Source organism: Dysgonomonas termitidis (assembly GCF_042654545.1).
Taxonomy (GTDB): Bacteria; Bacteroidota; Bacteroidia; order Bacteroidales; family Dysgonomonadaceae; genus Dysgonomonas; species Dysgonomonas termitidis.
In genome coordinates this window covers 16007-28699 of the sequence record NZ_JBHSGN010000103.1, presented here as the reverse complement: position 1 = coordinate 28699, position 12693 = coordinate 16007, and the positions used below count along the sequence as shown (strand labels likewise).

Annotated in this window: 13 protein-coding genes and 1 pseudogene; 5 read left to right on the top strand and 9 right to left on the bottom strand. The window is 31.1% G+C overall.

From position 1 onward, the window contains the following. Nucleotides 1-203: 203 nt before the first annotated feature. The 3 genes and pseudogenes from ACFO6W_RS17400 to ACFO6W_RS26510 all read left to right on the top strand — a co-directional run. Nucleotides 204-1391 carry a DUF418 domain-containing protein gene (locus tag ACFO6W_RS17400; RefSeq protein WP_379998737.1) on the top strand — a complete coding sequence of 396 codons (1188 nt, stop codon included), beginning with the start codon at nucleotides 204-206 and terminating at the stop codon, nucleotides 1389-1391. A 380-nt stretch (nucleotides 1392-1771) separates the two neighbouring features. Beyond that, nucleotides 1772-2257, top strand: coding sequence for a cysteine hydrolase family protein (locus ACFO6W_RS17395; protein ID WP_379998735.1), 486 nt, complete (start codon nucleotides 1772-1774; stop codon nucleotides 2255-2257). Next, nucleotides 2254-2394, top strand: a pseudogene (locus ACFO6W_RS26510) (YdeI/OmpD-associated family protein); the annotation flags it as partial. The gene ACFO6W_RS17395 and the pseudogene ACFO6W_RS26510, both read left to right, overlap by 4 nt. A gap of 20 nt (nucleotides 2395-2414) precedes the next feature. On the opposite strand, the gene ACFO6W_RS17390 reads toward ACFO6W_RS26510, so the two are convergent. The 9 genes from ACFO6W_RS17390 to ACFO6W_RS17350 all read right to left on the bottom strand — a co-directional run bounded on the left by ACFO6W_RS17390 (nucleotide 2415) and on the right by ACFO6W_RS17350 (nucleotide 10255). After that, on the bottom strand, nucleotides 2415-3104 hold the full coding sequence (locus tag ACFO6W_RS17390; protein ID WP_379998733.1) for an HlyD family secretion protein: 690 nt from the start codon (nucleotides 3102-3104) through the stop codon (nucleotides 2415-2417). Between the two features lie 6 nt (nucleotides 3105-3110). Then, nucleotides 3111-5318: a peptidase domain-containing ABC transporter gene (locus ACFO6W_RS17385; protein WP_379998731.1), complete on the bottom strand. Its 2208-nt coding sequence runs from the start codon at nucleotides 5316-5318 to the stop codon at nucleotides 3111-3113. A gap of 13 nt (nucleotides 5319-5331) precedes the next feature. Beyond that, complete coding sequence (locus ACFO6W_RS17380; RefSeq protein ID WP_379998729.1) at nucleotides 5332-7656, bottom strand: outer membrane beta-barrel protein; 2325 nt, start codon at nucleotides 7654-7656, stop codon at nucleotides 5332-5334. Nucleotides 7657-7667: 11 nt separating this feature from the next. Beyond that, nucleotides 7668-9050 carry a radical SAM protein gene (locus tag ACFO6W_RS17375; protein ID WP_379998727.1) on the bottom strand — a complete coding sequence of 461 codons (1383 nt, stop codon included), beginning with the start codon at nucleotides 9048-9050 and terminating at the stop codon, nucleotides 7668-7670. A gap of 189 nt (nucleotides 9051-9239) precedes the next feature. Continuing rightward, on the bottom strand, nucleotides 9240-9404 hold the full coding sequence (locus ACFO6W_RS17370) for a hypothetical protein (RefSeq protein WP_379998725.1): 165 nt from the start codon (nucleotides 9402-9404) through the stop codon (nucleotides 9240-9242). Nucleotides 9405-9422: 18 nt separating this feature from the next. Further along, on the bottom strand, nucleotides 9423-9581 hold the full coding sequence (locus ACFO6W_RS17365) for a hypothetical protein (protein WP_379998723.1): 159 nt from the start codon (nucleotides 9579-9581) through the stop codon (nucleotides 9423-9425). A gap of 18 nt (nucleotides 9582-9599) precedes the next feature. Beyond that, a complete protein-coding gene (locus ACFO6W_RS17360; RefSeq protein WP_379998722.1) occupies nucleotides 9600-9761 on the bottom strand; it encodes a hypothetical protein in 162 nt (53 codons plus the stop codon). Nucleotides 9762-9848: 87 nt separating this feature from the next. Continuing rightward, entirely contained in the window at nucleotides 9849-10022 is a 174-nt protein-coding gene (locus tag ACFO6W_RS17355) for a hypothetical protein (protein WP_379998720.1), read from the bottom strand. Between the two features lie 110 nt (nucleotides 10023-10132). Continuing rightward, complete coding sequence (locus ACFO6W_RS17350) at nucleotides 10133-10255, bottom strand: hypothetical protein (RefSeq protein ID WP_379998718.1); 123 nt, start codon at nucleotides 10253-10255, stop codon at nucleotides 10133-10135. A 144-nt stretch (nucleotides 10256-10399) separates the two neighbouring features. Here ACFO6W_RS17350 and ACFO6W_RS17345 point away from each other — a divergent pair, with 144 nt between their 5' ends. Together ACFO6W_RS17345 and ACFO6W_RS17340 are read left to right on the top strand one after the other, a co-directional pair. After that, complete coding sequence (locus ACFO6W_RS17345) at nucleotides 10400-11722, top strand: sensor histidine kinase (protein WP_379998716.1); 1323 nt, start codon at nucleotides 10400-10402, stop codon at nucleotides 11720-11722. Continuing rightward, nucleotides 11694-12383: a response regulator transcription factor gene (locus tag ACFO6W_RS17340; RefSeq protein WP_379998715.1), complete on the top strand. Its 690-nt coding sequence runs from the start codon at nucleotides 11694-11696 to the stop codon at nucleotides 12381-12383. The genes ACFO6W_RS17345 and ACFO6W_RS17340 overlap by 29 nt, the downstream gene beginning before the upstream one ends. The last annotated feature ends 310 nt before the right edge of the window (nucleotides 12384-12693 follow it).

The following is a 12693-nucleotide window of genomic DNA, read 5'->3' as shown; positions in this document are numbered from 1 at the left end:
GCCCGCACATTTCGTAAATTCCGAAGAACATATGATTCTCAGCCGATTATTCACGAAAGGACAAAAATAATGCCCATCGTCAAAAGCCTTAAAGGTCATATTTTATTGTTTATTGAATAGTATTTTTCAAAGAATATAAAAGGTTTATAATAGATTTGCAACTCAAATAAAAGAATCTGTTAACATTTTAAACTCTAAAAAGCATGCACTCGTCTTCTACACTAACCACTAATAATCGCATAGAAATAGCAGATGTATTACGTGGTTTTGCTGTAATGGGAATTACCCTTATCCATTTTATCGAAGGGTTCAGCCTAAATAGCTTTCCGGAAGAAACCAGTAATTTCCTTATATTTACGGACAGGGTAATCTGGGATAGTGTATTTTTTGCCTTTTCCGGTAAAGCCTATTGCATTTTCGCCTTGCTTTTCGGATTCAGCTTCTTTATTCAAGACAACTCGCAAAAAGAAAAAGGGAAAGATTTCCGTGGACGGTTTGCCTGGCGGTTAGTATTGCTTTTTTTTATAGCCTGCATCAATTCAACTTTATTTCCAGGTGAGATATTGGTACTTTATGCATTGGTCGGTTATATAATGATAGCGGTCTGTCGCCTTTCTTCCCGCACAATCGCGGTTATAGCGGTTATCCTATTACTGCAACCTATCGAATGGGGACAAATAGTTTATGCACTCATCAACCCCGAATACACAGCGAATGCTGAGTTCGATGCTCCTTTCTGGGAAATAGTCAATACAGTTCAAAAAGAAGGTTCTTTCCTGGAAATGTGCAAAACTGCAATATGGACAGGCAATGTAGCTAATATGGGCTGGATGCTGTTGCATGGAAGGGTTACTCAAACCGCTGCACTTTTTATGATAGGTATGCTCATCGGACGCAGCAACATATTTCCATATTCAGAAAAAAATATAAAATTCTGGATCAAAGTATTCATTATAGCCGTTATAGCCTTCTTCCCCATTTACGGTTTGATAGCTATACTTCCCGACTTTATAGATCGGGAGGCACTACTTGTACCTTCCACACTTATACTTAAGTCACTATCAAATATTGCATTTACAGGAATTCTGTTTGCAGGAGTAATACTTGTTTATTACCTGACAAAGGCTGGACGAGTTCTTCATCAATTAGCTCCTTATGGGCGCATGAGTTTGACAAACTACCTATCGCAGTCTTTAATCGGAGGATTTTTATTTTACAACTGGGGGTTAGGCCTTTACCAGTATACAGGTATTACAGCCTGTTTCTTAATGGGGATCGGAATGTTTCTTATTCAGTTCTTCTTTTGCCGCTGGTGGCTTCGTTCACACCGTCAGGGACCATTAGAACGGTTATGGAAAAAGGCAACCTGGATTAAAACTGGAAAAGAATAACTTGCCGAATCACATCTTCTTGTCCAGACAACTGAGTTATAGGCTCTAGGATCTGACGACTATCCTCATTCAAATGATGGGCTGCGATGTACAAATCTTCTGGAGGTTCATACTTAATTTATGAGTTGAGAGAGTAGGTTCCCAGGTCATATAATTGTATATCTTTGTAAACAATACAATAGAAGTACCGAACAGAAGGATAAATATATCAGAATCAACTACTTTTACTCTTTCTATATTAAGAGGGGAGATTTTTTATTTATTAGTCCGGATATTTCATATATTCATATCATTTTACAAGTATATTATGGTTTTATAGGCAATAGGACAATGAAAACAAAATATAAACCGGCCGGCAAGGACATAAAAAAGTAAGCAAAATGGAAAAAGTATTAGTAATAATAGATATTCAAAATGATATAACAAAGAATTATAAGGAAATAATCGGCAATATAAATAAAGCCATAGATTGGGCGGTCAATAATGGTATTCACGTTGTTTATATAAGACACGAAAACTTATCAGACGGCACCAGGACTTTTAAACCCAACACACAAGGGGCTGAATTAGTTTCGGATTTGAAAATAGTATCAAAAAATATTTTCACAAAATTCAAAGGAAACGCATTAAGCAGTGAGGAGTTCGCAGACTTTGTTAATAAAAACGGAATATCTGATTTCTATATAACAGGAGCAGATGCCATTGCTTGTGTCAAATCAACCTGTTATAACTTGGTTAAGGCAAATTATAATGTCAATGTCTTGTCAGATTGCATTACGAGTTATGATAAAAGGAAAATTGACGAGATGCTGCAATACTATGAAAGTAAAGGCTGTAAAATAACCAATTTGAATGAACTGTTATGACAACAGAAAATAAAATCAAGCATCTAAAAAATCGAGGAGATTGGCGAAAGTGGCTAACGGATAACTTCTATACTGCCGATGAAATTTGGTTTGTATTTCCCAATAAGTCGTCAGGCAAAAAAAGCATTTTATACAATGTACACAACCATAAGAATATTCACAGTTGAATATTTAATATCCTTTGCAATAAAGGTTTCTTTGAAATGAGTATTTTTCCCGTAATATCTTTATCGTTATATAATTTAATTTCTTTAGAAATATCATGAAAATCGATTTTTGCTTTATATAAAGTTCCATTATTATTTGTTTTGCTTATTGGATATATATCAGATATTTTACTCATGAAAGAATGTTCATCTAATAATATTTCTACTTCTTGCCCCTTTTGAATAATTTTCATTTGGTCGGAAGTGATGTAGAATATACCATATATTGAGTGGATAGAATCAGGTATTATCGAAAAAATGACCTCTCCTTTTTCTATGTAATCCCCATTGTCGCAATTGTATAAAATTTCACCTTTGTTCATTGCTTTATATACAATAATAGAATCATGCCCTGTTTTTAATGACCCAACGTATTCATCTAATAAAATTTCAGTTTTATTTGTATTAATTGTAATTATCCCAGAACGAGAAGCTTCTCCTATTTGAATTGTAGGATTTACATATAATGAAATTATAATCTTATTATATTGAGGGAATGGAACCAAATAAGCGATACTTAAAAAGAGTATTATTAAAAAAGAGATTATAAAGGTCCCAATTCTTAATATAATAGAAGGAACTTTTCCGATAATGTTACGAACCTTCTCGCTACGCAATTCAATATCTTTATACTCTGACATAATCTATTAATTTCCAAGTTCTAATTGATTCTTTATTAATTGAAAGTATTTGCCTCTTAATTGAACTAATTCTTCATGATCCCCTCGTTCAACGATCCCTCCCCCATCAAGAACAATGATCTGGTCGGCATTTTTCACTGTACTTAAACGATGAGCAACTACTATTACAGTTTTTCCTTTATAAAAGTTTTCCAGATTTTCGACTATTATTTTCTCATTATTTGCATCCAATGCATTTGTTGCTTCATCTAAAAAGATAAATTGAGGATTTTTATATACTGCCCTAGCTATTAGTATTCGTTGTTTTTGGCCTTGACTTAGGCCTTGTCCTTCTTGTCCGATAATTGTATTATAACCCAAAGGCAGATTTGAAATATACTCATCAATATTTGCTGTTTTAGCAGCATTTTGCAATCTGTATATGTCTATTTGTTCATCTGAAACAGCTATATTTTTAGCGATAGATTCTGAAAATATGAAACCGTCTTGCATTACAGCTCCGCATTGGGAACGCCACCAATATAGATTCATTCTGTCGATAGAAGAATTTCCTATTGTTATATTTCCATTTGTCGCAGAATAGTTTCCAAGCAGTAGTTTAATGAGTGTCGTTTTTCCACTACCACTAGCTCCAACAATTGCTGTCACTTTACCTTCCGGAATTATTACACTAATTCCATTTAGTATTTTTTTTGACAAAGAACCTTCATATTGAAAATCAAGGTTATTAACATAGATTGTCTTATCCTTTAAATTAGAATATTCTGAGATTATTCTGTTATCTGAATCTTCATCACTTTTATTATGTATTTCACTCATTCTTTCCAGACTAATGCTAACATCCTGATATTGATATATAAATTGCATCATTTGTTCTACCGGAGAGTTTAATTGCCCAATAATATATTGAGTCGAAAGCATCATCCCCAATGTCATATCTCCATGGATAACTGCAGTAGCAGCGAAAACAGTGATTAATAAATTTTTGATCTCATTGATACAAATACTTCCCGCCTCCTGTGTTTGTTGTAAAGAAAGCGATTTGAGGCTTACATTAAAAAGATCAGCCTGAGTATCTTCCCATTCCCAACGTTTCTGTTGTTCGCTATTTTGCAATTTAATTTCCTGCATCCCATTTATTAACTGATATGTTTTACTTCGGTTAATGGCTTGCTGTTCAAAGTATTTATAGTCCAGCACCCTGCGTTTTTCAAGAAAGAAAAATATCCAAATGCCATACAGTAAACTACCAGTTATAAATATTAAGAATATTTTGATACTATATATAAAGAGGACTATTCCAAATATAATAAAACTGAAAAGAGAAAATATAAGATTTAAAGACTGAGCTGTAAGGAACCGTTCAACCCTATTGTGATCATCAATGCGTTGCAACAAATCTCCCATAAGCTTCGTGTCAAAGAATGACATGGGAAGTCTCATCAATTTGATGAAAAAATCAGATATTAGAGAGATGTTAATACGAGTACTGATATGAAGTAAAATCCGCCTTCGTATAAAATCGATACTTGCCCGGCCGAGTAGTAGCATTAATTGAGCGACTAATAATAGCCATATAAAATTTATATTCTTATTCCCAATTCCAATATCAACAATTGCTTGTGTCAAAAAAGGAAACAGAAGTTGTAGAAGACAAGCAATAAATAATCCAATAAATAATTGATTGAAAAACTTTTTATATTTAATAAAATAACGTCCCAGAAATTTTAATTTACTATCTATTTTAGTTTTTTCTGTCTCCTTCTGATAAAAATCTGCTGTTGGCTCCAGAATAAGAACAATTCCTTTCTCTTTACCATCTTTTTTAGTACTTATCCAATGAGAATTAAATTCCTCATCGGAGTATTTTAATAATCCTTTGCCCGGATCTGCTATATATAAATCATAACCCGATTTTTTCTTTTTGATATGGTGAACTACAACAAAATGTTCTTGATTCCAGTGTGCAATACAAGGTAACGGAGCTTTTTCAATTAATTTTTCAAATGTAAACCGTCCACCTATTGATTTAAGTCCAATTTTTTCAGCAGCTTTACTTATTCCCAATAATGAAACACCGTCTTTACCTATGTATGAATGATTACGTAACGTTTCTAAGGTACAATTATAACCATAATAGGCAGAAATCATGCGTAAGCATGTAGGCCCGCAGTCCATAGCATCCGGTTGTATATATATAGGAAATTTTTTCATAGCAATATCTCACCTAGAATCGATTAATATCATCTTTAGCTGCGTTTGAGCCTCTGTATTTCTTCTTATAATTATTGAATAAGTAAGTTATGGTAAGTTGTCCATATCTGGTTTCCCTCTTTTTATATTGATCAAAATAAACGTTATTAACTTTCATTACATTTCCTTCTTTTACCCAATTGAAAACATCACGGATTTCCAGGTTTAACTTCAGCCGATTTTCAAAAAATGATTTCCTTAAACCCAAGTCTATTTTTTCATAGTGCCTCATATCCATCAAATAATAACTAAAGTTACTTTGATAGGAGAAATTAAGAGACAATATAAAATTATAAGGTAAAGTGAAGTCATTATATGCTCTAAAAGATAAATCTGTTTTATTATACGTTTCACTTCTATCTAAATAATCGACTGAAAAAAAGGGAGCTCTTATACCTATCGTGTAATTAGGATACCATCTTCCAATTTCATGACTAAAATTGGAAATGATATTAAGTTCCTGATATTTGGGGAAATTATCGACAGCCAGTATAATCGATTCTGAATTATCTTCTTCCTTTTGAGTAAATGTAATTGGATTTTTCTCATAAGTATATCCAACATTGATATAAAACATTTTATAATTAGCTTGTATATTCATATCAAATATATCCACCTTCTTCAAATAAGGGTTTCCAGTCTGTAATAAAAAGCGATTCAAATATATGGTATTACCATTTAAATCAGAAAAATTAGGACGTTGCACACGTTTTGTGGTCCTCAAACTCAGTTGAACATCTTCTATATTCTTTGCAATGGAGAAACTAGGATATAAAGCATTATATATCTGGTTTGTTTTTGTGGTTTTTATGCTATCCTGTGTTGCTTTTATATGAGTATATTCATAACGCAAGCCTGCAGTGAGCCCAAAACCACCAATTTCCTTTGAGTAATTTATAAAAGCAGCCGCTTTTTGTTCATTTGTAGTATATATATTATTTTTTGTATAACCTTCTGGATTTAACATAAAACCTGATCCAGAAATATTATTATATTCTCCTCCAAATTCTAATAGCCCAATAGTCGATTTATAATTATTCGTCATCTTCATCGCATAAAGATCATAATCGGATTGGCTGAGTGTATTTACTATTCTATTTTCCATATTAGAGACTTCCTCTGTATTCTGATCTCTTCTTCCATGATTTTTGATATAATCAAGGTCTATTTGTAACGAGAATCTATTATTATAAGAACCCTTATAAAAAGCATTAACGATATGCTTGTATGGCTTTTCTTTGATAAATGAGTTTGCAATATATTCATCATAGAAACTACTATTTAGAACCGACTTTCCTTTAATATCAGCCCAATTTCTAGATGATTGAAAATAATACTGATATTGTCCTCCAACAGCATGTTTGTCATTAATATTCCAATCCAATCCTAAATTTATTTGCTGAATATCATTTGTATATTTATAAGGCGATTCTAAATCATGTTCCCATAGATTATCGGAAGTAACACGAATATACTCTTTCTCATTTGTTTTCATCTTGCCATAAAGATGATAATATGATGCAAAAAGATTTAAATTGCTTGTAGAATATGCAATATTAACATTCTCATTATCCCCTAAATAAGCTGCTTGTCTCAATCTTTCTGTTATCTGAAATGAAAATCCGTTCTGCTTTTTTTTAGTTTTGATAATTAATACAGCACGTCCCGATGCATCATATTTTGCTCCAGGGTTAGTAAGCAGTTCAATAGTAGAAATTTCAGATGATTCAATTCTTTCCAACTCTTGATTATCATTTAACCGCCTGTTATTTACGTATATTATGGGATTACCTTTTCCTAATACCGAAATGTTGTTGTCTGTCACAATAATGCCAGGCATCCTTTGTATGACATCATTAGCTGTGCCAACACTATTTAGGAGAGAGGTGCTGACATTAGCGATTAGTCCACTATTGCCTGTGAGTTTAAATGGCACCTCTTTGGGTGTAACAACAATTTCATTCAACATTTTAGCAGACGGAGCCAGCATAATATCTTCAAGATTGTTTATGTCGGAACGTAAAATGATATTTTTAAAATAGCTGTTGTATCCAATAAATGATATTTTTAAAATATATTCTTTTTGCTCCAACTTGTCAATTTTGAAATAGCCTTCTTCATCAGTAATTGTTCCTGAAACAAATGTTGAATCTTTTGGCGATAGAATGACAATATTTGCAAACTCGATAGGCGTGTGCTCTATTGAGTCTATTATCTTACCTGACAATATGAAATTTGCATGAAGATTTGCTGTATTGGCAAAAAGAGAAGCAAAAAGAGTAAATAAGAAGTATTTCATATCTATTTAGTTTATTGTAATTGATATATTCTATCTGCAAGACAATTTTTAGGCTTCGCTAAAAAGTTTTTTTCTTTTTCATATCCTTTTAGCCGGCAGAATTTTAATGTGCATTTTTGTTTTAAAGAGCATCCTCCACATTTTTCTAGATTCTGTAATTTTATTTTTCCTCTGTAGTTTGCCCATTTTTCATAATCAACCCAGCAGTCTATGATTGATTTCTCTTTTATATCCCCAATAGCCAATTCTTCATGACCAAATCCATATACACATGGATATAAAATACCATTTGCACTGATTGCTATTCGACGAGTTCCTGCTGAACAATATATATAATCTGTTGATAAATTAGTTATTGAGCCTGGTTCGGATAGGTTAACAAAAGAAAGTTTTATTTTTTCTCCAAACTCTAAGTTTAAGTTTTCAATATTCTCTTTTATTTGCTTATACTCTTTGGCTGACAGTAATAATCTGTTATTAAGTTCAGCACGTCCCATTGCGTCAATAGCACTAAAAGTAATAGACTTGATATTCATTTTTACTGCGTATATTACCATATCCCGAATATGTTGATAATTCTCTTTATGAACAGTATATGAGATATTTATTTTTGCATCATGATTTAGTAATTTCTTTATTGCATTTTCAGTCCTAGAAAAAGTACCTTTTCCTCTCAAAGAATCATGCAGGTTCGCATTATGTCCATCTAAAGAGATATTTAAGAAAATATTTGGACTAGATAATAATTGGATGTTTTTTTCACTAATTAAAGTTCCATTAGTCAATATATTGTAACATAGTTTCTTTTTGATAATCTCTTCCATCAATTCATTAAAATATTTGTAGTATAAAGGTTCGCCACCTGAAATTGTAATTTGAAACATTTTCATTTGTTCAAATTGATCAAAAATATCAAGCCATTTTTCTAAACTCAAATGTGAGAACTTATTACTTTTTGCATCAGATTCTTGGAAACAATGTAAACATCTTAAATTACATTTATGTGTTAAATGGATTTCAGCATCAAATGGAGTAGATGCTACTGGAGCAGATAAACCATGTGTATCAATATTATATTTTTGATATTTTTCTTGGTAAGGAATAGTTGATGGAATTAATAAATTGATAGGGTTATTTTTCTTATATATATCAAAGAAATGTTTCCAGTCAAAATTAATATCTTTCTGCCTGAACATCTCTGTTATTTGATTGAAAGACAGTGAATTTGTCGACATTATCTTTAAAAAAGCAAAAAGGGGTTGATTTAAATATAATATTTGACCAGTGTTTATGTTCAATGCCGAATATTTATTCATATATTCAGAATCATCCCTCAATACCCATTCTTTTCCTAATGTGTATTTGTAATCTTTATTAGTGAATATTTGGTTCATATTAATTTCCTAATTAAATTGTTAAAATTAGGAGGCTTCCTTATTAACCTCCTAATTTGTAAAAAAGTTAAATTAATCTGTTTTACAACTACTTAAATTTTATCAGATCGATGTAGTACAGAATCCTAAAAGGAACTAATTTTATGGTTCAGTTACTTATCCTTCTCGTTTTTTATTGTTATACTTATGTTAAGTAGGATTGCAACAAGCTGAAATTCCATCTGTGTCACGGGATACAGAATCTTGAACAATAGCTGTTTTACCTCCTTTTAATGCATCAGCTTCTATTTCCCCAATGATATCGTTTTCAAGATTTACCTGTTCCTCTTCTTTTTTTAACTTTTCTGGTTTCATAATTAATATTTTTATGTATTACAAATTGCAACAAACATTGAGTCCGGCAATACCAGGAGCAACTGAATCTTGAGCTAAGTCAGCTTTACCTCCTTTTAATGCATCAGCCTCCGATTCATCAATGATATCGTTTTCAAGATTTACCTGTTCTTCTTTTTTTAATTCTTCTGGTTTCATAGCTAATATTTTTATGTATTAAAAATTGCAACAAACATTGAGTCCTGCAGTACCAGGAGCAACTGACTCTTGAGCTAAGTCAGCTTTACCTCCTTTTAATGCATCAGCCTCTGCTTCCTCAATGATATCGTTCTCTAGATTTACATGTTCTTCTTCTTTTTTTAATTCTTCTGGTTTCATAGTTTTAATTTTTTAATTAAAAGTGCCTACTCTCTCTAAGTTTTTCGGCTTCCACTTACTTATAATTGATCAATATAATTTTATAGATTAATGTCTGTACCCTTTGAGAAAAAATGAAAAGTTGTCATCGTTAGAAATGTAATTATTATCCGAAATTCTTTTTTTCTCCGATACATTTTTAGTCCGACCTCCTTTTATTAGTCCAAGATCTGTTTCCTCTAATAAATCGAAATCATCCATTGTTAAATCTGCTAGTCTCATAACTTTTTATTTTAGTTTATAATTTCTTGTAATGCAAATATCTGTTCATTTTCCTTTGAAGCAGGTTATTGAAATATCATCTTTATGTTATATAATTGTTAACACGATCTTTAATTGTCGACCCAGACATACTCTCCGTTTTCGAGTTTTACCCATTGTCCACCACCTTTAACTCTGGATAACATATTTTTACTTAATTCGTATTTTCTGAAATTTTCGAATTTTTTTTTCATATTGTAATAATTTAAGTTGATAATTAATTCTGATAACAAAGTAAGGCAGATAAAACGAAACAATATGTTATCAAAAAATTATATAATGTTATATGAATGTTATTTAAATATTGTTATATTTGTTTACTGTATAATCTCGTGAAAATGAAGAATAATCTTATAAAAATAGTTACCTGTATCGGCCTTGTATTAATATTTGCCCTACAAGGGATTTGGCTCTATAATACATATTCTTTCTATGAAAAAGAGTTGGAAGATAAACTCGAAAAAGAATTCGTCCAATCAATTGAAAAAGAAGTATACCTTCGATTAAATAATTCATCTCGCATACCGAGTGGTAGAACTGTAACAGGAGCAAAACCTGAGAATAGTTCTTATACAAATGCTATAATCTTTAGTGAATTCTTATCTTCAGAGGGATATCCTTTTTCTATATCTAAATTAGATAGCATCTGGAAAGAAACGTTAAAAAAGAATCTTGACCAGATTAATTATTCTATAGTAAAGATTGGAGCAGATGGTGAAATTATAGAAAAAATAGAGACTGGTTTCCAACAGGAATTATCGTCAGGGATTCGGATTCAGAAACCGATCAAAACCGATCGATCGGAAATGATTCAAACAACAGTAAAATCACCTAATCGAATGATATTCAGCAGAATGTTATTATTACTTATAACCTCATTTATAATAGCAATCTTTATTGGCTATTGCCTTTTCTTTCAAATCCGAATAATTACCCGACAGGATCGCATTGCTGAAATCAGACAAGATTTTACACATGCAATGATCCATGACATGAAAAATCCTATAACAACAATATTAATGGGAGTAAATACTCTAAAAGGAGGTAAATTGGATAACAAACCACAATTAAAAGATCAGTATTACAGTATTCTAACTGCAGAAGGAGAGCATCTCTTATCTCTCACAAACAAAATATTGACTATTGCTAAATTTGAAGAAAAAAAGGTAAACTTATCCAAACAACATATTGATATAAAATCAATATTCGACAAATTAATAGAGAAATATAAATTAAATTCAGAAAAGAATATCCAGTTCATTACAGAATATAATAATATAAATACTATCTACGCAGATAGAGAATATATGTATGAAGCATTTAGCAATTTGATTGATAATGCGATCAAGTATTCTAAAAATGAAGTTGTAATAACTATTGTTTGTTTAAAAAATGCATCCAACACAATAATAAAAATAAAAGATAATGGAATAGGTATTTCGTTGAGAGATCAAAAGCGTATATTTGATAAGTTTGAACGTGTAATTTCTCTGAAAAAGGAGAATCACAAAAGTGGATTTGGATTGGGGTTAAATCATGTTTATCAGGTTGTTACGGCACATGATGGAGAAATAAAAATTAATAGTTTATTGGATCTATACAGTGAATTTACTATAATAATACCAAATAAAAATGATAAAACTATTATTAATAGAAGATGATATAAATTTAGCCTATATTATAAAAAGCAGCCTTGAGGAAATCATTGGTGGTTATGAAGTGATAACATCCGTAAATGGTGATGAGGGTTTACAAATATTAGCAGACTATACTCCCGATGTAATTGTATCAGATATTGATATGCCAATTTTAAATGGAATAGATATGGTAAAACACATTCGGAAATCTAACACAGATATACCAATTATTTTTGCTACAGGAAAGAGTTCGTCTACAGACGTTAAAATCGGATATGAAGCCGGAGTAAATAATTATATAAAAAAGCCTTTTTTACCAGATGAATTAGATGCTCATATTAAAGCATTGATGCAGCTAAAATATAATCAGGTAATAAAACATAAAGAAAAGATATATAAAATCGGAAAATATCTATTTGACCCTACGCTCTATCACTTAGACTATAATTCAAAAAAGCAAAACCTTACTTCCAGAGAATCCCAAATATTGAATTTATTATGTGATAAAAAAGGAGAAGTTGTTCTTCGAGAAGATATACTAATCAAATTTTGGGGTACAAATGACTATTTTACATCTAGAAGTCTAGATGTATTTATCAGCAAAATGAGACGTTATTTATCAGAAGATGCCTCAATTTCTATAAAAAACATTAAGGGGGTGGGACTTATTCTAGCATGTGAGTAGCATACAGTATTAGCTCTTTGGATTTTACTCTTAATTCGGAGCTTATCTGTGGATTCACTAAAGAATCAAAATAAAGGAGTTTAGCAAGAAGATTTATTCTGAGACGCAAATCTTCACCCCAGAATTCTCTTTTCAGAAAGTTTAATATAGTCTCACTTTCATTCGAGTAAAAATAATGGAACTCTTTACCAAAAGTTAATATATAAATTGTTTTATAAAATTCTTTTTCCTCGGTTTTTGAAATCATATAAGTCCTTTTTATAGATTCAAAATTATTTAGAATTTTTATAAAAATACATTCTTTAACGTT